We start from the raw sequence: 20,462 nt of genomic DNA, 5'->3' as shown, positions 1-20,462 counted from the left end.
CGGAAACTCCATCTCCGCCTCTGTGTTTATTCAGAAGAGTCTTGCCAGCTGACGTACGATTTATATGCATTTAGTGATATAAGTGTAATCATAAAAGTCGATTTTTTCGATTTTGGTTAGATTTATTGTTGTATGGAAAATTAAACCCTGAGGTTAAAAAATAAGTAACCATCTGAAATAAAATCAAAAAAAGTCAATCCGCCCTACTCATTAAGTAGTAATTACAAACTGGTCTAACCTGTTAAATTCATCAAAAATAATTCTCGATCAACATATATCTGCCTGTAATAGCGTCATTTAATAAACCAATACGTCGTGTGTGAATCAATGACATCGTAGAGTTATTCATTTAGTAACGAGTTTGGCTCTGTTGTGAGTATCAAAAAGAAGTTTTCAGACAAATTTTGCAAAAAAATCCGGATAATATTCTTGTAAAATTCTCCAAATCGATAGTGAATCTTTTCAGATTTCGATATTTCCACTCAAAAAAACCAGCACTTTCATCTGTTTTTTAACGTTTGTAAGAATTAGTTTACTCCGAGGTAACACCCCAAATCAGGCGCAATTTAACATTTTGGTTACACTTAGGTTAACTGGCATAACCAAGATTCATCACTGGATTAAGTTTATATAGCAGTGTGAAAGAATGCATATGGCTAATTCTCTAGAATAGTATTTCAGGCTATAACAGAGTTCAGTACGTGAAAGTTGGTTTTGCCCGGAGGATGTTAATCAATTGCTGCCAAAGAATGCAGCGTAACAAGGAGCTTGAGATGAACGTTCAGGCCTTACCCATGAATCGATTTATCGATCATCATGGTCAAGTAGTTAAACCACTCCCTGAGTGGGCTGATGCTGCGACACTGAAAAAGTTCTATTGCGACATGGTTGTCGCACGCACCTACGACAATAAAGCTGTCGCCTTACAAAGAACCGGAAAGCTAGGAACCTACCCGTCTCACTTGGGAGCTGAAGCCTTTGGTATTGCCATCGGCCACGCACTGCGAGTACAAGATGTTTTCGTCCCCTATTATCGTGATATGCCTGCAATGTGGGTTCGCGGTATCGGTATGGAGAAGAATCTTCAATACTGGGGTGGTGATGAACGCGGTAGTGACTTCTGCCCAGAGGGTAGTCACCTATCGTGCCAAGACTTACCATTCTGTGTTCCTATTGCCACACAATGTACTCATGCAGTTGGTGTGGCGGCGGCGTTAAAAATAGCAGGCGACCATAATGCTGCACTCGTCACCTGTGGCGATGGTGCAACATCAAAAGGTGACTTCCTTGAGTCCATCAACTGTGCTGGTGCTTGGAATATTCCACTGGTCTTTGTGGTTAACAATAACCAATGGGCCATTTCCGTCCCTCGTGCTCTGCAGTGCGCAGCTGATTTTCTCTCAGAGAAAGCTAAAGGGGCGGGAATACCGGGTATTACCGTGGACGGCAATGATGTCGTTGCCATGTTTGACGCTGTATCTACCGCTCTAGATAGAGCCAGAAAAGGTAAAGGCGCAACGCTTATTGAGGCAATCAGCTATCGTCTCAGTGATCATACGACCGCAGATGATGCCAGCCGTTACCGTAGCAAAGATGAACTAAACCAAGCTTGGCAATACGAACCCATTCTCCGCCTCAAAAATCACCTCCTCAATTACGGGCACTGGTCTGAAGAAGAAGAGCAAGCCTTACTTTCTAAAGCAAAGCTAGAAGTCGAAGAAGCGGTTGAACGTTATCTTAACCTCCCTCCTCAAGCTCCTGAATCTGCGTTTGACTATCTGTACGAATCCCCCGTTACAGAACTGAATAACCAGAGAGATGAACTGATCAATAAAGCGATGCGAATGCAGGGAGGCAAACATGTCTGAGATTACACTCGTTGAAGCAGTTAACCTCGCCTTGCATCATGAAATGAGCAAGGATTCTAAGGTTGTCGTTTTAGGTGAAGATGTGGGTGACAATGGTGGTGTATTCCGTGCCACTGTTGGGCTAAAAGAAAAGTTTGGTCTAAAACGAGTCATTGACACCCCACTTGCAGAAGCCTTGATCGGCGGTGTGAGTGTCGGTATGGCAACACAGGGCTTGAGACCTGTGGCAGAGTTTCAGTTCCAAGGGTTTGTGTTTCCCGCCATGGAGCACCTGATGTGTCACGCTGCTCGAATGCGTAATCGAACACGAGGCCGCCTAACCTGCCCGGCGGTTTTTCGTGCACCTTTTGGCGGTGGTATCCATGCACCAGAGCATCATTCAGAGAGCATCGAAGCTCTGTTCGCTCACATTCCAGGGTTCAGAGTTGTGATTCCATCATCACCCCAGCGTGCTTATGGATTACTGCTAGCGGCTATTCGTAGTAATGATCCTGTGATGTTCTTTGAGCCTAAACGTATTTACCGCACAGTTAAGTCTAATGTCATTGATAATGGCGAAGCTCTACCGCTTGATAGTTGCTTTACGCTTCGCAAAGGCCGTGACGTCACACTAGTCACATGGGGCGCTTGTGTGGTTGAGTCATTACAAGCAGCACAAAGGCTGTCAGAACAAGGTATTGAAGCTGAGGTAATAGATCTCGCGAGCATCAAACCTATCGATATGGATACTATTTTGAAATCGCTCGACAAGACAGGACGCTTACTGGTCGTGCACGAAGCCAGTAAAACCTGTGGTGTCGGTGCGGAGATCATTGCGCGTGCGGCCGAGCATGCTATGTGCACTCTTAAGGCGCCACCGAAACGCGTAACAGGTATGGACACAGTTATGCCTTACTACCGAAATGAAGATTACTTTATGATTCAGGAAGAAGACATTGTTATTGCAGCAAAAGAACTCGTGGAGGGATGGAAATGAGATCATTTTTATTGCCAGATCTTGGTGAAGGGCTCGCAGAGTCAGAGATTGTGCAATGGCATGTGAACGTCGGTGATATGGTCGAAGTAGACCAAATTATATTAACAGTCGAAACAGCAAAAGCTGTTGTCGAAGTACCAGCACCCTATAGTGGTAAAATTGTCAGCCGACATGGAGAGGAAGGTGATGTCATCAATATCGGTAGCCTTCTGTTAGAAATCGAAGAAGAAGGGACGACAAAGAAGGCAGAATCCAAACAGAAAGATGCTGCAACTGTTGTTGGCAATGTCTCAAGCCAAACTCATCAAGTCGATGTCGACGATTTTTGGATCGGTGCTTCGCACAACACCAGCGAAGGCTCCCCGATCACAGCGATGCCTTCTGCGCGCTTACTTGCGAAAAAGCTCGGGGTGGATCTTCTTCGAGTAAAGGGCAGCGGCCATGACGGCATAATTACCGACGCTGATATTTACGAAGAAGCTGGCAAACAGCAACCGGGAACAGAAGTGCTAAAAGGTGCTCGTAGAACCATGGCTGGCACCATGGCTGAGTCTCATCACAATGTGGCGTCAGTGACGATTACCGAGGAGGCCTTGTTAGAAAATTGGAAAAAAGGGGAAGATATCTCGAGCCGGCTGATCCAAGCCATTGTTCATGCCTGTGAGAAAGAGCCAGCACTTAATGCTTGGTTTGACGCTGAAACGATGACTCGATGCGTACATAGCTCTGTGAATATTGGTATTGCAGTGGACAGCAGCCACGGTTTATACGTCCCCGTTCTGCGTAACGCTAACGAGGTGAAAACGGAAGATATACGCTCGTGGTTAAATGAAACGGTGACAGGCATCCGTGACCGGAAAATTGGCCGTGAGCAGTTGCAACATGCCACTATCACATTGTCTAATTTTGGTGCCATTGCAGGGATTTATGCCACTCCCGTTGTCTCCCCTCCTCAGGTGGCGATCGTCGGTGCGGGGCGTATTATTGAAAAAGTCGTAATGCGAAATAATGAAGCGGTCGCAGTCAAAGCGATGCCACTCTCAGTCACTTTTGACCATAGAGCGTGCACCGGAGGCGAAGCCGCTCGCTTTACCAAACTATTAGTTGAGCACTTGGAAATGAAGCTTAACTAGCCTTTTTAGCCGCGACTTGGTTGCGGCCATTTTCCTTCGCGCTATAGAGTGCCTGATCTGCGCGCTCTATGGCGCTTTGCCAATCATCACTTCCGTTAAACTGAGTCACGCCAAAGCTTGCAGTACAAAAATCGACATTACTCGGTAACATTTTTGCTTTCTTAATCGCCTCTCTCAGCTTTTCGGCTACAATAACCGCATTTTCAGTATCAGTATTCGGTAATAAGACTAAAAACTCTTCCCCACCATAGCGAAAGCTTAAATCGTCTTTACGGGTTTGCAGTATCAGAAGCTTACCCATAGTCCTTAGCACTCGGTCCCCAGCTTGATGCCCATATGTGTCGTTGATTTTTTTAAAGTGATCGATATCAAGAAGTAACAACGATAGAGGTTGCCTGTGCCGGCTCGAACGAGCTACTTCCCTAGGAAGTAGCTCTTCCAAAGCACGACGGTTATAAAGCTGGGTCAATTCATCTTTGATGGAAGTATCATAGATAGTCGCAACAAGTCGCCCTGTTAGCATCCATGTCACTGAAAAACCGATGAATATGATCATGAGTAATGTACTAACAAACGCCAGTTGATGAGCGGTTCCAGAAATCATGAAGTCATCAATTCTTTGCTCAAACAACGTCCAGATAAAACGGAATAAATTATAGATGCCCTGTGTTGCTAATCCTATTGAAAGCAGATACTTAGAGGGTGTCATGTCGGCATTTTTGCCTTTTTGATTAGCAACAATAGTAATGAAGCATAAACTTGATACATACGTGCTCATAAGAATGACACGTGCATTGGTCGAAGGCATAAAGAACGTAAAATAGGTTAACCCGACTATCAATACTGGAAAAGTATAAAAACCTATGTTGGCAGTTTTTCTCGGGAAGCCTCTGAATTGACAAACTCCCCAGAGTAAAATGATGTAGCTAAACGCCATTAAAGAGTTGGCGAGTATCTTAGAGATCCAATGAGTGATTTGATTACCAAAGCTAAGGAGAAGGAAACTCACGGAGAGTAAAAGCAGCGCAAAAGCTATTGTGCTAATACCTCTAACGGTAGGTTGAAGTTGCTGAATCAATAACAATCCAATGCAATAACATAAAGCCAACAAAACACAGATAATAGACAATGTGGCTATATCTAAGTGTATGCTCATCGAATCCCCTCACCAAACACCAATAGATTGAGTTTAGGAGAATTATTGCTCGCTTACACATAAAACCCCGCTAATTTTTAGCGGGGTTTTACTTTTAAATTGAGTTAGTTAATTCTGGTAATATTTCAAACAGGTCGCCAACCAAGCCATAATCGGCAATCTGGAATATGGGAGCCTCAGGATCACTATTGATAGCGACAATCACTTTTGAATCTTTCATTCCTGCTAAGTGCTGAATCGCTCCTGAAATACCGACGGCAATATATAGATCTGGCGCAACAATCTTGCCCGTTTGCCCCACTTGCAGATCATTAGAGACAAAGCCTGCATCTACAGCAGCACGTGACGCGCCAATAGCACCACCTAACTTGTCAGCAAGTTGCTCGACCATCACAAAGTTCTCTTTACTAGCAAGACCTCGGCCGCCAGACACAACCACTCTCGCAGCAGGTAAATCTGGACGTGCACTTTCTGTTCTCTGACGCTCCACCAATTGGGATAAATCGTTTACGACGTTAATATCCACAGGCTTGATCTCTGCGGAAGAATCGTCGTCTATCGGAACCATATCGAATGCAGAGCTTCGAATGGTCATCATTTTAATCCGGTCTGATGATTTTACTTTTGCGAGCGCATTACCGGCATAGATAGGTCTGATAACAGTATCCTCAGACTCAATCTTAATAACATCTGAAAATTGTCCAACATCCAGTAAAGCCGCCACTCTTGGCATTAGGTTCTTACCAAACGTCGTCGCAGGAGCAAGCACATGTGTAAAGTCCGCCGCAACCTGTTGTACTAATGAAGCACAGTTCTCTGCTAGCTGATCTTGATAAGCGTCTGAATCTGCGACCAACACTTCTTTGACTGTATCGACTTTAGCGACTTGCTCTACGACTCGCTGACAAGCGCTGCCTACGACCAGTGCGCTGATTTCAGTGCTGAGTGATGACGCCGCTGACAAGGTTTTCAATGTATCCGCTATCAAGGTCTGGTTATCGTGCTCAACGATGACTAAGGTTTTCGCATTCATACTTATTTCCCTCACAACACCTTGGCTTCATTCTTAAGTTTATCAACCAGTTCCCCCACACTGGAGACCATCACTCCAGAAGAACGCTCAGCTGGAGTCATTACTTCGATGATTTCATGGCTGCGTACCAAATCAACACCGAGATCCGCTGCTGAAATAACATCTAAAGGTTTTTTCTTGGCTTTCATGATATTCGGTAATGAAGCATAACGAGGTTCGTTAAGACGCAAATCGGTACTAATGATTGCAGGTAAAGCCAATTTCACCGTTTCTAAACCGCCATCTACTTCGCGTGTTACACTTACCCAGTCTCCGTCGATTTGGACTTTGGAAGCAAATGTGCCCTGCGGTCTATGAGTCAACGCGGCGAGCATTTGCGCGACCTGATTGTTGTCAGTGTCAATGGATTGTTTACCCAGAAGGACGATGCCAGGTTGCTCTTGCTCGATTAAGCCTTTCAGTAACTTTGCCACGACTAGCGGTTCTGGTGACTCATTTACCTCTATATGAATAGCTCTATCAGCACCTAGCGCCAATGCCCCCCTAAGGTTCTCTTGACACGCAGTATCACCAATAGAGACGACAATCACCTCTTCTGCAACACCGGATTCTTTCAGGCGAACCGCTTCTTCCACAGCAATTTCGCAAAATGGGTTCATCGACATTTTGACGTTGTTGGTTTCAACACCACTGCCATCACTCTTCACCCTAACTTTGACATAAGGGTCAATCACTCGCTTTATGGCGACTAGTATTTTCACATCTCCTCCTTGGTGCTAAAGCATTTCCAGAACGATAACAAGTTGATAGATGATGTGTTTATCGTTGTTTTATGTCGCAAATTTGCGGCTTAATATCACATTAAACACAACTCATGTCGGTTTTTTTAACCTATACTCAGCTTAGTAAAGTTTACGTTTACGTCAACTGCACTATATTTATCCATAAGAATTAATTGGCAAGGTAGGTTTACACCATGGAAAGAGAATGTATGGAGTTTGATGTCGTCGTCGTTGGAGCCGGACCTGCGGGGTTGTCGACCGCAATCAAACTCGCCCAACTCAGTAAAATCAACGAAGTACCTCTATCGATCTGTGTTGTTGAAAAAGGGGCTGAAGTCGGTGCACATATACTTTCAGGTGCAATTTTTGAAACCAAAGCATTGGATGAACTTTTCCCTGACTGGAAAGAACTTGGTGCGCCAATCAATAATCCCGTCACCCGTGATGAGTTCATGTACATGACGACAGCAAGCAACCATATCAAGATGCCTACATTTTTGACTCCCAAGCTAATGCACAACAGTTCCAACAACCACGTAATTAGCCTAGCCAACTTGTGCCGCTGGCTTGGTCAAAAAGCCGAAGAGCTAGAGATTGAGGTCTATCCGGGTTTTGCCGCCGCTAGCGTGAATTATGATGAATCAGGTGCCGTAACGGGCATTAACACATCCGATATGGGTCTGAATAAATCAGGAGAACAAAAGCCAACCTTTGAAGCTGGGATAGAACTGAAAGCCAAATACACTGTGTTTGCTGAAGGTGCACGCGGTCACTTGGGCAAACAGCTCATTAGCAAATTCAACCTCAATGAGGGTCGACAACCACAACACTACGCCCTTGGATTAAAAGAAATCTGGCAACTCCCTCCAGACAGTGAACTCCATAAGGCAGGTAGTGTACTTCATGGCGCAGGTTGGCCTCTGAACGAAACAGACTCTAGCGGTGGTAGTTTTCTTTATCATCTAGAAGGTAATCAGGTCGTCGTCGGGTTGATCATTGATTTAAACTACTCTAATCCATACCTCAGCCCATTCGATGAGTTTCAACGTTTTAAGCACCACCCTGTTATTCGACAATACCTCGAAGGCGGTGAACGGATTTCGTATGGTGCAAGAGCGATTGCTAAAGGCGGTTTTGACTCATTACCTAAACAGCAATTTCCGGGGGGGCTGTTGATTGGCTGTGACGCTGGAACGCTGAATTCAGGAAAAATCAAAGGCAGTCATACTGCTATGAAATCCGGCATGCTCGCTGCCGAAGCGGTATTTGACGCACTCCAAGCAGACGGCGGCCAGAGAGAAGCCGATTATCAAAGTCTGTTTGAGTCATCTTGGCTGTTTGACGAGCTAAAACAGAGCCGAAACTTTGCTTCTTCAATCCACAAATATGGTGCGATTATGGGAGGCGCATTAGCAACCTTCGAACAAAACATCTGGCAGTATCTATTTAACAAAGCTGCACCGTGGACGATTTCCGATCCGCAAGCGGATTATCTGTCGATGAAAGAAATTTCCCAGTGCAAACCGATTCACTACCCTAAACCCGATGGCAAACTGAGTTTTGATAAGCCCTCTTCTGTTTACCTCTCAGGCACACAACATGAAGAAGACCAACCCTGTCATCTGATTATCGCCAGTGAAAGTATTCCTATCGAAAATCATCTTCCTCTTTTTGATGAGCCTAGTCAGCGATACTGCCCTGCAGGCGTGTACGAAATTGTCACGGTTGATAACAAGCCAAAGCTACAGATCAATGCCGCCAACTGCTTGCATTGCAAAACCTGTGATATAAAAGATCCTTCGCAAAATATCACTTGGATACCGCCAGAAGGTGGCGGTGGTCCCAATTATCAGAATATGTAACTGTATTTAACGAGAAATCCAGCACTTAGTGAAAGTGATCAAAGTTTCTATTTCTTACGTATATGAGAATAGGTCTCAACTACAAACTGTGAGGAATAAATATGATTAAACGTAGTGTTGGAATTCTTGCTGTTGTCATTGGTTCGGTCAGCTTCGGAGCTCAAGCAAGCGCAGAATGTTCTGTTTCTGTTGATGCGAACGACATGATGCAGTTCTCAACTAACAGCATTAGCGTCCCGTCTAGCTGTAAAGAAGTCACACTAACGTTGAACCATACAGGTAAGCTAGCTGCAACCTCTATGGGACACAACGTGGTTATCACCGATACAGCAAATGTTCAGGCTGTGGGTACAGAAGGTATGTCTGCAGGAGCGGCGAACAACTACGTCAAACCAGATGATGCACGTGTTTACGCGTTCACCAAAATCATTGGTGGTGGCGAAAGCACTTCAGTGACATTCAGTACAGAAAAAATGAAAGCAGGTGGTGACTACACCTTCTTCTGTTCTTTCCCTGGCCACTGGGCAATTATGAAAGGGAAATTCGAGTTGAAATAACTCATTTCTAAAACAAGAAAGGCACGTAACTCACGTGCCTTTTTAACGTTTGAAAGCTTAAGCTTTACATGAATATCCCGCCGTCGACTTCAAATACACGCGCATTCACGTAGTCATTCTCAAAGATAAACTTAGCCGTATTCGCAATTTCTTTGGGATCGCCCATCCGACCCACAGGTACCATTCTTTCCAGACGCTCACGCGCTTCTGGTTTCATCGCTCCCGTCATAGACGTTTCAATCACACCAGGTGCAATAGCGGCCGCTCGAATACCATATCTTGCCAACTCTTTACCCCAAGTCGCCGCCAGAGTCGCTACAGCAGCTTTAGACGCCGCATAGTTTGTCTGACCGATGTTTCCAGCACGAGCAACGCTAGAAATGTTGATGATGACTCCTTTTCGCTTGGAATTGATCATCTGAACCGCTGCTTCTCGTCCACACAAAAACGTTCCGGTAAGGTTCACGTCAATCACGGAGTTGAATTGCTCAAGCGACATTTTAGTCATCTCACCATCTTTGACTTTCACCAGTAAACCATCGCGAAGAATCCCAGCATTATTGATCAGGCCGTCTAACTGTCCAAAATCAGTGACAATGTCACTGAATACCTGCTCCACTTCCTGCTCATCCGTCACATTAACTTTGTAAGTCAGTGCTTTAACCCCGAGCATGTTGCACTGTTCTTTGGTATCCATCAGGGCTTCTTCGTTAACATCCAGTAGGGCCAGTTCCGCGCCAGCTTGCGCTAGTGTGATAGCCATCATCTGGCCTAAGCCTTGCCCTGCACCAGTAATCGCTATTACGCTCTGTTTTAGATCCATCGGCGAACTCCGTTACTTTTTAGATTGATAAAACTCGAACAAACTTGAAAAGTCTAGCTCTTCATTGCCATTTGCGTTGTGAAAAGCATACAGATTTCGGGCTAAAGAACCCATAGGCACGGAAGATTGACTCTGCGCAGCAGCATCCAGCCCTAACCCCAAGTCTTTAAGCATCAGTTTACTCATAAAACCTGGCTTAAATTCGTTGCTAGCAGGTGCTGTTTCCATCACACCTGGGCAAGGGTTATACAGTTCCAGTGCCCAGTTTCGGCCAGAGCTCTGCAGCATGATGTTAGAAAGGACTTTCGGGTCCAATCCATTATCAATGCCTAGGTTGAGTGCTTCACAAGTCCCTGACATAAGAATACCCAACATCAGGTTGTTGCAGATTTTACCCATCTGCCCATCGCCTGCTTTACCAGCATGGAAGATGTTTTTGCCCATATGTTTAAGCACAGACTCTGCTTTTTCAAAGGCACTGTCTGAACCTCCGACAATGAAGGTCAGCGTCCCCGCTTTTGCCCCTGCCACACCGCCAGAGACAGGTGCATCAACAAAATCAAGCCCCTTCTCTGCCGCGCACTGGGCAACAATGCGAGCTGACTGGGGATCAATAGTCGAAGAGTCAATCAGAAAAGTGCCATCTTCAACCATATTTAGTAAGCCAACACCACCGCTATGGTCGCCAAGATATACAGCTCGTACATGCTCGCCGGCAGGTAACATTGTTACCACCGTATCCGCGCCTTTGACGGCATCTTCAACAGTAGGAGCCGCAACTGCGCCAGCGGACTCGAGTTTTTTTACTGCTTCAGGCATTAAGTCGAACACCTGCACTTTCAAACCAGCAGCAAGTAAGTTTTCGGCCATTGGGCCGCCCATATTACCTAAACCTATAAACGCTATGGTACTCATGAATTATTTCCTTCTTTCCCTGCCCGTAGAGCTCAGTAATGGCCCAGCTGTGCCAGCGGGTGCGACTTTTCATCCCAAAGTGATGCAAACAAGGTATCAATAACGGCTTCATCAACATTATCGACACGGCTGAACTGCCATTTAGGCTCGCCATCCTTGTCAATAAGTCTGGATCTGACGCCCTCTCGAAACTCTCCTAACAACCCAGAACGTACCGAGAGATTCAATTCAAGACGAAAACAATCGGCTAATGACAGATCTTTGTATTGATTCAGCTGCCTGAAGCAAATATGGGATGTGATCGGGCTGCCTGAGGCATGATTTCTTTTCGCAACGTCGAGCCACTTGCTTTGCCCTTCCAGCTCGAGAATGTTCTTACTTACTTCTACAACATCACTAGCGCTACACGCGCGTTGGATATCCTGCATAAAGGGCTGCATTTGCGGGTCTGGCTTGTGGCCGTTAACTTTGTCAGCGAATTCAACGAGCAAATCTGTCACCGCTTCATAAGCGTCTTCCTGCTCGTCCCAGAGTAAAGATAACAAGTGCTCAACTAGCAACTCTTTCTCTTCTGAGAGCACCATGTGGTCAGCTAGATTTACATCAAGCGCATCGCTACCGTTGATCATCACTCCCGTTAAACCGAGGAATAACCCCACCCCAGGTTCAAGCCGATTAAGGAACCACGTAGCCCCGACATCGGGATACAGGCCGATACTCACTTCAGGCATGGCCAAACGCGTTGATGGCGTCACCACTTTGTGGCTAGAGCCCATATAAAGGCCCATTCCACCGCCCATGATGATGCCTTCACCCCATGCAATAATTGGTTTGCAGTAGGTGTGGATCAGGTAATCACATTCGTACTCAAGTTTGAAAAAAGTGGTACAAAACGCTTCGATTTCCTGACTGGATTGATCTCGCATGACATCATGCATGGTGCGTACGTCACCACCAGCACAGAACGCTTTCTCGCCTTGCCCTTCCAATAAGACACAAGCAATACTGTCGTCTTCTTGCCAGCGTTCGAGTTTCTCTTTAAGCAAAGCTAACATGTCATAGGTCAAGGCATTCAGTGATGGCGCATTGTCAAGGGTCGCCACACCAATCTTGGTATTCCCGTCTTGGCAAGGTAGCTCTTTAAAATGAACGGTTGCTGTCATATTGCCTCCTAGCCATTTTTCCATTGAGGTTGACGTTTTTCTAGAAACGCGTTGACACCTTCAGTTTGATCTTGAGTGTCAAACAACTGAATAAACAGTTCACGTTCCTTCATCAAACCGTGTGCTAATGGGCTCGTCCTTGTATTTTGTATCAATGATTTACAAGCAGTGACTGAAGACGGAGATTGATTTGCCACCATTTCTGCAAGGCTAATTGCCGCATCAAGGGCATTCCCTTTACTGACAACCTCTTCAACCAGCTTGATGTTGAGTGCTTTTGCCGCATCAATCTGTTCACCGCACAAGATAACGCGTTTCGCCCACCCTTCACCGACAAGCGCCGTCAGGTTTTGCGTACCACCAGCACAAGGCAATAGGCCAACTTTGGCTTCTGGAAGTGCCATAACCGCCTGTTCTTCCGCAATTCGAATGTCACACGCTAATGCCACTTCCAGACCGCCCCCCATCGCGTAGCCATTAATGGCGGCAATAGAAACACCACGGAATGCAGATAAGGTTTCAAATGCCTCTCCAAACAAGCGCGACATATCTACTGCGACCGATTTGTCACCATCTGCAAACAATTTTAAATCAGCACCGGCAGAGAAGAACTTCTCACCCTGCCCGGTAATAACTAAGGCGTAAACGTCTTTATTCTCATTAAGATCTAAGACGAGTTGCTTCAATTGAGCCAGACTTTGCGCTGTCCACGTATTCGCCGGAGGGTTGTTCATGGTAACGACTGCGACATGGTTGCGAATCGTATGTTGAATGGTACTTCCTTCTGAATGATTCATCGTTGAGTATCCTTTCGATTAGAGTAGTTGAGAGCCTTCAGCCAGCATTCGACGCGCGATGATCAATCGCATAATTTCATTGGTACCTTCAAGGATCTGGTGAACACGTACATCGCGGAAATGACGCTCCATCGGGTACTCTTTGATATAGCCGTAGCCACCGTATAACTGAAGTGCCTGGTCACAAATCTTAAAACCGACATCCGTCGCAAATCGTTTCGCCATCGCACAATATGCCGTGGCTTCTAGGTCCTGATTGTCTAATTTGCTTGCCGCGAGGCGCACCATTTGTCTGGCCGCGACCAGCTCTGTCACCATGTCGGCTAACCTGAACTGTAGCCCCTGAAACTGAGCCAGTTCTTTACCAAACTGTTTGCGCTCTTTGACGTATTGCATCGCCTCATTCAATGCCTGCTGCGCAGTACCTATGGAACAAGTCGCGATATTGATGCGTCCTCCATCCAGCCCTTTCATAGCGAAAGTAAAACCTTCCCCTTCTTTCCCTAACAAGTACTTTTCAGGTACCACAACGTTGTCAAACGTGATGGCACGTGTCGGTTGGCTGTTCCACCCCATTTTGGGCTCTTTACGCCCGTAGCTGATACCTTCCGCATCCGCAGGAATGACAAAAGCAGAAATACCTTTTGCTGATCTATCGCCTGTACGCGCCATCACGACTAACACTTCCGTGTCACCAGCACCGGAGATAAAGGTTTTACCGCCATTGATGATGTACTCATCGCCCTGCTTTTTCGCAGAGGTTGTCAATGAAGCGGCATCGGAGCCAGCGTTCGGCTCAGTCAAACAATATGAACCAAGCCAATCGCCAGTGATCAGTTTTGGACAAAACTCTTCTTTGGCTTCTTCAGTAGCAAAACTGGCGATCATCCAGGTGACCATGTTGTGAATGGTCATGAATGCTGTGGTGGAAGTGCACCCCATCGCCAGTTGCTCAAAAATGATTGAGGAATCAAGACGGCTCAGTTGCAAGCCCCCCTGTTCTTCTGGCGTATACAGGCTGAGAAAACCTAATTCACCTGCAGCTTTAAGTACATCTTTTGGAAACAGCTGCTTTTCATCCCACTCTGCAGCCATCGGCGCTAACTCATCCATCGCAAACTGCTGAGCGGTTTCAGCAAATGCACGTTGGTCTTCATTAAGTTCAAAATCCATTTGTCCTCCCGTTATCGCAGTTGAATGGTTAGGTTTGGCCCTGTTGGGATATCATCATCAAACCAGCGCGACGTAACCGTTTTGGTTTCGGTATAGAATCGAACCGCTTGCTTGCCATAAGCATGCAGGTCGCCATAGAAGCTGCCACGCCATCCGGTGAACGAGAAGAACGGCAAAGGCACTGGAATCGGGACATTGATGCCCACCTGACCAACCTGAATTTCATGTTGGTATTTGCGTGCAGCCGCGCCATTTGCGGTGAAAATAGACGTTCCGTTGCCGTATGGATTGTTGTTGATCAGTTCAATCGCCTCTTCTAATGTCTCGACTTCCAGGCAAACTAAAACAGGACCAAAGATTTCCTGCTCATAAACCGACATATCAGTCGTTACACCTGTGAACAAGGTCGGGCCTAGCCAGTTACCTTCTGGCATACCTTCAACATGGCACTGAGTACCGTCTAGCTCACACACAGCCCCTTGCGCTTTGCCTTCTTCAATCAAGCTCACCACGCGATTCTTAGCTTCTTTGCTGATCAATGGCCCGTACGCCGCATTGCCATCATCCCATGCCCCCGGAGTCATCTTCGCCATTTCGGTTTTGAGATCATCGACCCACTCTTTCGAACTTCCAACGAATACGGCAACTGAAATCGCCATACATCGTTGCCCAGCCGCGCCAACTGAGCTTCCAACCAAGTTATTTATCACCTGCGCTTTATTGGCGTCTGGCATCACAACCATATGGTTTTTCGCACCGGCGAACGCCTGAACACGTTTATTGAAGTTGGTGCCCGTCTGATAGATGTATTGAGCAACAGGCACAGAGCCTACGAATGACACAGCACGAATCAAAGGATGAACGAGCAGTTTATCGACCTGATTCTTACGGCCATGGACAACCTGCAGAACACCTTTTGGTGCGCCAGCCTGTTCAAATAGTTCAGCCAAACGCATCGCAGTAAGCGGCACTTGCTCAGAAGGTTTAAGAACGAAGGTGTTCCCTGCGGCGATTGCCAGTGGGAACATCCACAAGGGAATCATGGCTGGGAAGTTAAACGGTGTGATACCACAGCATACCCCTAGCGGTTGAATCATCGAGTAAGTATCAATTTCTGTCGCAACGTTTTCTACGGTTTCGCCCATCATGTTGCTAGCGATATTCGCAGCTTGTTCAACGACCTCGATTCCGCGCCAAACATCTCCTTTCGCATCGATGGTGATTTTTCCGGTCTCTTTTGAAAGAAGCTCCGCTAGCTCGTCATGGTGTTCTTTAAGTAAGTGCTGATAACGCAACATCAAGCGAGCTCGCTCCGATACCGCAACTTCCTTCCAAGATTTAAACACTTCAGCGGCATTTTGAATTGCTTGCTCCATTTCCTGTTCAGTCGCACAAGGAAGTTTGGCAATGACTTCACTGGTTGCCGGGTTGGTCACCTCAACCCATTCATTGGTCTGTGACTGGCAGAACTCACCGCCAATAAATAAGGGAACTGACTGAGTCATAATGATGTCCTTTTCTTTTATAGTGGGATCTCAATACCCATTGCGGTTGCTTCACCGCCACCAATACAGAGTGATGCAACACCTCGCACCACGCGTTTGTTGTTCTTGTTTCCATCTGTGCCCAGAGCCTGCAACTGACGAAGGCTATGAATCAGCGTGACAAGAATTCTTGCACCACTGGCACCAATGGGATGGCCTAATGCGCACGCACCGCCTTTCACGTTAACTTTCTCGCTATCGAGGCTGAGCTGTTTGACAGCTATCTGCGTCACCACAGCAAAAGCTTCGTTGATTTCCCATAAATCCACTTCGTCCACCGCCCAATCAAGCTGAGATAGAAGCTGCTCAATGGCGTAAACAGGTGCCAATGTGAATTCAGCAGGAATACGGGCATGCGTTGCATGACCTTTGATAATCGCCAGTGGTTCCAAGCCCTGTTGCTTGGCAGTCTGCGCGTCCATCACCACAAGAGCGGCGGCACCGTCGGATATTGCGCTGGAGTTGGCTGCAGTAATCGAACCATCTTTGGCGAATGCAGGCCTTAACTGAGGAATTTTATCGGGTTTGATTGAGCGTGGTTGCTCATCATAATCAAGCGGAGGATCTTTCTTGAGGACAACAGGGACAATTTCATCGGCAAACAAATCCTGCTGCTGCGCTTCAATGGCTCGGTTAACCGACAAGGTTGCCCACTCATCCATCTGCTCTCGGGTAAATTCAAGCTTATCGGCAATTTGCTGACCGAAGACGCCCATAAGTTCACCTTCATACGCGTCCTGCAGACCATCTAAGAACATATGATCGTAGGTCGATTTATGACCCATGCGCATCCCAGAGCGTGACTCTTTAAGTAGATACGGCGCATTAGTCATGCTCTCCATACCTCCTGCAACAATGCAATTGGCACTGCCCGCTCGAATAAGGTCGTTTGCTAGCATCACCGCTTTCATACCGGAGCCACAAACTTTATTGATGGTCGTACAACCTACCGCTTTCGGGAGGTCTGCTCCCAAAGCAGCTTGTCTAGCGGGCGCTTGCCCACAGCCTGCGGGCAACACACAGCCCATATACACTTCATCGACCAACTCTGGTGATAAAGATTGCTCTTCCATTGCCGCCTTTATCGCGACCGCCCCTAGCTTGGGTGAAGAATATTCAGAAAGCATGCCCTGAAAGCGCCCCATTGGCGTTCTCTTCGCTGCAACTATCCAAATCTCTTTCTCTTGCATTGCCTGCTCCTCACAAGATTGTTGAGTAACGGCTTTACTACCTCTGCGACCACAAAGCAGCTAAATTCACGACGCTGCTTTCACTTTTCAAAGCCATTTGTTTTTTGCATGGTTATTTCTTGACGTTTACGTAAGCATAGCACTAACATTTACGTTAACGTAAAGAAACACATTCACAACCTGTAAAATCTTTTTTACCGTCGTAGTGGAAAGTGTGATTGTCTATCACCTGGCAGTTGGGGAGTTTCATCTGGTGGAAACATACAAAATCAGCGAGCTCGCTAAAGAGTTTGATATCACAACAAGAAGTATCCGCTTTTACGAAGATATGGGCCTAATTCAACCTGAGCGCAAAGGCAGTATGCGAGTTTATCAGCGCAGAGACAGGGTTCGTCTTAAGTTGATTTTACGAGGGAAGCGACTTGGTTTTTCATTGGCCGAGATACGCGACTTGTTAGAGCTTTACGATACTAATCAAATAGATACCCAGTTGATTAAGATGCTCAAAATCATTGATGAGAAGGAAGCTGTACTCAAACGTCAACTTGAGGACATCACCATCGTCCTTGACGATTTGAATACCGCTCGCCAGCGATGTGAAGAAGCGTTGCAGCGTTCAAAAGCCAGCTAAAGCGCTTCTCGAGACATCATTAATCCGCCAGGGATCGTAACCAGCAAAAACCGCTGAATCGGAGGCGATATGATATCTCAGTACACCCCCCTCAACTTTGGGCTCGATGAGTCTGTGAATATGTTGCGGGAACACGTGAATGCTTTTGCCCGCGAGCACATTGCACCTATTGCGGCCAAAGTGGACGAGGAAAACCAATTCCCGAACCACTTATGGTCGCTAATGGGTGAAATGGGCTTGCTTGGCGTAACCATAGACGAACAATATGGTGGCGCTGCAATGGGCTATTTAGCACACGTGGTAGCCATGGAAGAGATAAGCCGTGCGTCTGCTTCTGTAGCACTTAGTTACGGTGCTCATTCTAACCTGTGTGTGAATCAGATTTTCCGCAACGGAAATGCTGTTCAAAGAGAAAAATACCTACCTAAATTAATCGATGGCTCCTACATTGGTGCGCTGGCAATGAGCGAACCTAATGCAGGCTCAGACGTAGTCAGTATGCAGCTCAAAGCCGAATTAAGCGGTGATCATTATGTGCTGAATGGCACCAAAATGTGGATCACCAACGGCCCAGATGCGGACGTACTCGTCGTTTATGCCAAAACCGACCCTAGCGCGGCTTCACGAGGCATCACCGCTTTCATCATCGAACGTGATTTTGAAGGATTCAGTCACGCTCAAAAGCTCGACAAACTCGGTATGCGAGGCTCGAACACCTGTGAGCTGGTTTTCACCAACTGCAAAGTTCCCGTTGAAAACGTACTTGGTGAAGTAAACCAAGGCGTCAAAGTCTTAATGAGTGGCTTAGATTACGAGCGCGTGGTACTGGCTGCTGGCCCACTAGGCATCATGCAGGCTTGCTTAGACCTTGTTGTGCCTTACGTTCATGACCGTAAGCAATTTGGTCAGTCCATCGGTGAGTTCCAGTTAGTTCAAGCCAAGGTGGCGGATATGTACACCCGTGCCAACGCAGCACGCGCTTATGTCTATACCGTTGCCGCTGCCTGTGACCGCGGTGAAACAACAAGAAAAGATGCCGCTGGCGCGATTCTTTACAGTGCCGAATTAGCAACACAGCTTGCACTCGATGCCATCCAGCTGCTAGGCGGTAATGGATATATCAATGAATTCCCTGCCGGTCGCTTATTAAGAGACGCCAAACTCTATGAAATTGGCGCAGGTACTTCTGAAATTCGCAGGATGCTTATCGGGCGTGAACTGTTTGAAGAGTCACGCTAACGAGGATGTTATGGCAATCATAAAAACTAAAATCAAAACCAACTCTCCCCTGTTCACTAAAAATCAGCAAGCGATGAGTGGACTGGTCGAAAAATTGAACGCAGATGTTGAATCCATCAAACAAGGTGGTGGCGCTAGGGCTGTCGAAAGACAGCGAAAGAAAGGTAAACTTCCGGTACGCGAACGTATTGATCTTCTGCTCGATCAAGGATCAGACTTTTTAGAAGTCGGTCAGTTCGCAGCGTGGAATGTTTATGAAGAATCAATCCCTTGTGCGGGGGTCGTTGCAGGTATCGGCAAAATAAAAGGGGTTACCTGTATGGTGCTGGCCAACGACCCATCAGTCAAAGGCGGTACCTACTACCCACTGACAGTGAAAAAACACCTCAGAGCACAAGAAATCGCTGAACGCTGCCACTTGCCCTGTGTTTATCTGGTCGACTCTGGTGGAGCGAACTTACCTCACCAAGCTGAGGTGTTCCCAGACAAAGACCATTTCGGGCGTATTTTCTTTAATCAAGCACGCATGTCCGCCAAAGGCATACCACAAATAGCGGTTGTTCTTGGGCCTTGTACCGCAGGTGGCGCTTATATTCCAGCGATGGCGGATGTCTCTGTTATCGTGAAAAAACAAGGTACCATTTTCCTTGCCGGGCCTCCTCTCGTTAAGGCGGCCACAGGTGAAATCGTGACGGACGAAGAACTTGGCGGCGCAGATGTTCATTGCCGTAAATCTGGGGTTGCAGACTACTACGCAGAAAATGAGCAACAAGCTTTCCATATGGCGCGAGAAGCACTTGCAAGCAGCAATCAAGAGCCTGTGATACCCCAGACAGAAAAGGTGTTGCCACCACGTCTACCCGCTGAAGATATCTACGGCATCGTCAATGCCGATCTGCGCTTGTCTTTCGATGTGAGAGAAGTGATTGCACGCATTGTTGATGATTCCGATTTCGATGAATTTAAAGCCCTATTTGGCACAACGCTTGTGTGTGGCTTTGCTCGAATCGAAGGCAAACTCATTGGCATCGTCGCCAACAACGGCATCTTGTTTGCGGAGTCAGCCCAGAAAGGCGCCCACTTTATCGAGTTGTGTGCCAAGCGAAAAATTCCATTGCTGTTTCTACAGAACATTACGGGATTCATGGTCGGCAAAAAAGTTGAGGAAGGTGGCATCGCCAAACATGGCGCTAAGCTCGTGATGGCAGTAGCTTGTGCTGATGTGCCTAAGTTCACCATCATCATTGGCGGCTCGTACGGAGCGGGCAACTACGGTATGTGCGGTCGAGCTTATGAGCCAACGATGATGTGGATGTGGCCTAACGCTCGCATCTCAGTAATGGGCGGCGAGCAAGCAGCTGGCGTACTCACCCAAGTGAAGCGTGAGGTCCTGAAACGCCAAGGTGAACCTTGGTCAGAGGTGGAAGAAGGACAGTTCAGGCAAACCATCGTTGATCAGTATGAAGAACAAGGCCATCCATACTACGCCAGTGCACGCCTCTGGGATGATGGCATCATTGATCCTAAAGAAACTCGACATGTTCTCGCCCAAGCGCTCACCGCGACAGAACATGCTCCGATGCCTGATAGCCATTTCGGTATCTTTAGAATGTAGGAGCC

General features: G+C 46.8%; 18 protein-coding genes. 8 read left to right on the top strand and 10 right to left on the bottom strand.

All coding sequences use genetic code 11. From position 1 onward, the window contains the following. Positions 1-773 precede the first annotated feature (773 nt). Genes pdhA through L1D15_RS03180 form a run of 3 tightly spaced genes read left to right on the top strand, consistent with a single transcriptional unit; the run spans position 774 to position 3,977 of the window. The gene (gene pdhA / locus L1D15_RS03190) at positions 774-1,868 is read left to right on the top strand and encodes a pyruvate dehydrogenase (acetyl-transferring) E1 component subunit alpha (protein WP_239874647.1); all 1,095 of its coding nucleotides are present in this window, start codon (positions 774-776) and stop codon (positions 1,866-1,868) included. Beyond that, positions 1,861-2,844: an alpha-ketoacid dehydrogenase subunit beta gene (locus tag L1D15_RS03185; RefSeq protein WP_239836331.1), complete on the top strand. Its 984-nt coding sequence runs from the start codon at positions 1,861-1,863 to the stop codon at positions 2,842-2,844. Before pdhA ends, L1D15_RS03185 begins: the two co-directional genes overlap by 8 nt. Further along, positions 2,841-3,977 (top strand): dihydrolipoamide acetyltransferase family protein, encoded by a 1,137-nt coding sequence (locus L1D15_RS03180; protein WP_239864076.1) that lies wholly within the window; start codon positions 2,841-2,843, stop codon positions 3,975-3,977. Before L1D15_RS03185 ends, L1D15_RS03180 begins: the two co-directional genes overlap by 4 nt. Here the strand turns inward: L1D15_RS03180 and L1D15_RS03175 are convergent. The 3 genes from L1D15_RS03175 to L1D15_RS03165 form a co-directional block, all read right to left on the bottom strand. Then, the gene (locus L1D15_RS03175) at positions 3,970-5,133 is read right to left on the bottom strand and encodes a GGDEF domain-containing protein (RefSeq protein ID WP_239874646.1); all 1,164 of its coding nucleotides are present in this window, start codon (positions 5,131-5,133) and stop codon (positions 3,970-3,972) included. The two genes, L1D15_RS03180 and L1D15_RS03175, sit on opposite strands and share 8 nt — an antisense overlap. 94 nt (positions 5,134-5,227) lie before the next feature. Next, a complete protein-coding gene (locus L1D15_RS03170) occupies positions 5,228-6,166 on the bottom strand; it encodes an FAD-binding protein (RefSeq protein WP_239874645.1) in 939 nt (312 codons plus the stop codon). A gap of 11 nt (positions 6,167-6,177) precedes the next feature. Beyond that, positions 6,178-6,927, bottom strand: coding sequence for an electron transfer flavoprotein subunit beta/FixA family protein (locus L1D15_RS03165; protein ID WP_239874644.1), 750 nt, complete (start codon positions 6,925-6,927; stop codon positions 6,178-6,180). A gap of 215 nt (positions 6,928-7,142) precedes the next feature. Here L1D15_RS03165 and L1D15_RS03160 point away from each other — a divergent pair, with 215 nt between their 5' ends. Both L1D15_RS03160 and azu read left to right on the top strand, forming a co-directional pair. Then, positions 7,143-8,810 carry an electron transfer flavoprotein-ubiquinone oxidoreductase gene (locus tag L1D15_RS03160; protein WP_239874643.1) on the top strand — a complete coding sequence of 556 codons (1,668 nt, stop codon included), beginning with the start codon at positions 7,143-7,145 and terminating at the stop codon, positions 8,808-8,810. A 101-nt stretch (positions 8,811-8,911) separates the two neighbouring features. Beyond that, the gene (gene azu, locus L1D15_RS03155) at positions 8,912-9,367 is read left to right on the top strand and encodes an azurin (RefSeq protein ID WP_239874642.1); all 456 of its coding nucleotides are present in this window, start codon (positions 8,912-8,914) and stop codon (positions 9,365-9,367) included. Positions 9,368-9,431: 64 nt separating this feature from the next. Here the strand turns inward: azu and L1D15_RS03150 are convergent, their stop codons facing one another. Genes L1D15_RS03150 through L1D15_RS03120 form a run of 7 tightly spaced genes read right to left on the bottom strand, consistent with a single transcriptional unit; the run spans position 9,432 to position 16,972 of the window. Next, complete coding sequence (locus tag L1D15_RS03150; RefSeq protein ID WP_006960839.1) at positions 9,432-10,190, bottom strand: SDR family oxidoreductase; 759 nt, start codon at positions 10,188-10,190, stop codon at positions 9,432-9,434. 12 nt (positions 10,191-10,202) lie between these two features. After that, complete coding sequence (gene mmsB, locus L1D15_RS03145; protein WP_239874641.1) at positions 10,203-11,105, bottom strand: 3-hydroxyisobutyrate dehydrogenase; 903 nt, start codon at positions 11,103-11,105, stop codon at positions 10,203-10,205. A gap of 32 nt (positions 11,106-11,137) precedes the next feature. Continuing rightward, positions 11,138-12,268, bottom strand: a complete 1,131-nt coding sequence (locus L1D15_RS03140) for an enoyl-CoA hydratase/isomerase family protein (protein WP_239874640.1) — start codon at positions 12,266-12,268, stop codon at positions 11,138-11,140. 8 nt (positions 12,269-12,276) lie between these two features. Beyond that, complete coding sequence (locus L1D15_RS03135) at positions 12,277-13,065, bottom strand: enoyl-CoA hydratase (RefSeq protein WP_021455857.1); 789 nt, start codon at positions 13,063-13,065, stop codon at positions 12,277-12,279. Positions 13,066-13,083: 18 nt separating this feature from the next. Further along, on the bottom strand, positions 13,084-14,238 hold the full coding sequence (locus L1D15_RS03130) for an acyl-CoA dehydrogenase family protein (protein ID WP_239874639.1): 1,155 nt from the start codon (positions 14,236-14,238) through the stop codon (positions 13,084-13,086). Between the two features lie 11 nt (positions 14,239-14,249). Next, positions 14,250-15,743, bottom strand: a complete 1,494-nt coding sequence (locus L1D15_RS03125; protein ID WP_021455129.1) for a CoA-acylating methylmalonate-semialdehyde dehydrogenase — start codon at positions 15,741-15,743, stop codon at positions 14,250-14,252. 17 nt (positions 15,744-15,760) lie between these two features. Beyond that, positions 15,761-16,972: an acetyl-CoA C-acyltransferase gene (locus L1D15_RS03120; RefSeq protein ID WP_239874638.1), complete on the bottom strand. Its 1,212-nt coding sequence runs from the start codon at positions 16,970-16,972 to the stop codon at positions 15,761-15,763. 253 nt (positions 16,973-17,225) lie between these two features. Here L1D15_RS03120 and L1D15_RS03115 point away from each other — a divergent pair, with 253 nt between their 5' ends. The 3 genes from L1D15_RS03115 (at position 17,226) to L1D15_RS03105 (ending at position 20,457) form a co-directional block, all read left to right on the top strand. After that, complete coding sequence (locus tag L1D15_RS03115; RefSeq protein WP_345779238.1) at positions 17,226-17,603, top strand: MerR family DNA-binding transcriptional regulator; 378 nt, start codon at positions 17,226-17,228, stop codon at positions 17,601-17,603. 69 nt (positions 17,604-17,672) lie between these two features. Beyond that, entirely contained in the window at positions 17,673-18,842 is a 1,170-nt protein-coding gene (locus L1D15_RS03110; RefSeq protein WP_019275779.1) for an isovaleryl-CoA dehydrogenase, read from the top strand. A gap of 10 nt (positions 18,843-18,852) precedes the next feature. Further along, complete coding sequence (locus L1D15_RS03105) at positions 18,853-20,457, top strand: carboxyl transferase domain-containing protein (protein WP_239874637.1); 1,605 nt, start codon at positions 18,853-18,855, stop codon at positions 20,455-20,457. Positions 20,458-20,462: the final 5 nt, after the last annotated feature.

The organism is Vibrio sp. Isolate25 (genome assembly GCF_022398025.1).
In the GTDB taxonomy this organism is placed as follows: Bacteria; Pseudomonadota; Gammaproteobacteria; order Enterobacterales; family Vibrionaceae; genus Vibrio; species Vibrio coralliilyticus_A.
The sequence above is the reverse complement of the archived record's forward strand: the minus strand, read 5'-3'. Positions and strand labels throughout refer to the sequence as shown.

Coding starts and splice junctions, on each gene's coding strand:
- pdhA (WP_239874647.1), top strand. CDS start 774: ATGAACGTTCAGGCCTTACCCATGAATCGATTTATCGATCATCATGGT.
- L1D15_RS03185 (WP_239836331.1), top strand. CDS start 1,861: ATGTCTGAGATTACACTCGTTGAAGCAGTTAACCTCGCCTTGCATCAT.
- L1D15_RS03180 (WP_239864076.1), top strand. CDS start 2,841: ATGAGATCATTTTTATTGCCAGATCTTGGTGAAGGGCTCGCAGAGTCA.
- L1D15_RS03175 (WP_239874646.1), bottom strand. CDS start 5,133: ATGAGCATACACTTAGATATAGCCACATTGTCTATTATCTGTGTTTTG.
- L1D15_RS03170 (WP_239874645.1), bottom strand. CDS start 6,166: ATGAATGCGAAAACCTTAGTCATCGTTGAGCACGATAACCAGACCTTG.
- L1D15_RS03160 (WP_239874643.1), top strand. CDS start 7,143: ATGGAAAGAGAATGTATGGAGTTTGATGTCGTCGTCGTTGGAGCCGGA.
- azu (WP_239874642.1), top strand. CDS start 8,912: ATGATTAAACGTAGTGTTGGAATTCTTGCTGTTGTCATTGGTTCGGTC.
- L1D15_RS03150 (WP_006960839.1), bottom strand. CDS start 10,190: ATGGATCTAAAACAGAGCGTAATAGCGATTACTGGTGCAGGGCAAGGC.
- mmsB (WP_239874641.1), bottom strand. CDS start 11,105: ATGAGTACCATAGCGTTTATAGGTTTAGGTAATATGGGCGGCCCAATG.
- L1D15_RS03140 (WP_239874640.1), bottom strand. CDS start 12,268: ATGACAGCAACCGTTCATTTTAAAGAGCTACCTTGCCAAGACGGGAAT.
- L1D15_RS03135 (WP_021455857.1), bottom strand. CDS start 13,065: ATGAATCATTCAGAAGGAAGTACCATTCAACATACGATTCGCAACCAT.
- L1D15_RS03130 (WP_239874639.1), bottom strand. CDS start 14,238: ATGGATTTTGAACTTAATGAAGACCAACGTGCATTTGCTGAAACCGCT.
- L1D15_RS03125 (WP_021455129.1), bottom strand. CDS start 15,743: ATGACTCAGTCAGTTCCCTTATTTATTGGCGGTGAGTTCTGCCAGTCA.
- L1D15_RS03120 (WP_239874638.1), bottom strand. CDS start 16,972: ATGCAAGAGAAAGAGATTTGGATAGTTGCAGCGAAGAGAACGCCAATG.
- L1D15_RS03110 (WP_019275779.1), top strand. CDS start 17,673: ATGATATCTCAGTACACCCCCCTCAACTTTGGGCTCGATGAGTCTGTG.
- L1D15_RS03105 (WP_239874637.1), top strand. CDS start 18,853: ATGGCAATCATAAAAACTAAAATCAAAACCAACTCTCCCCTGTTCACT.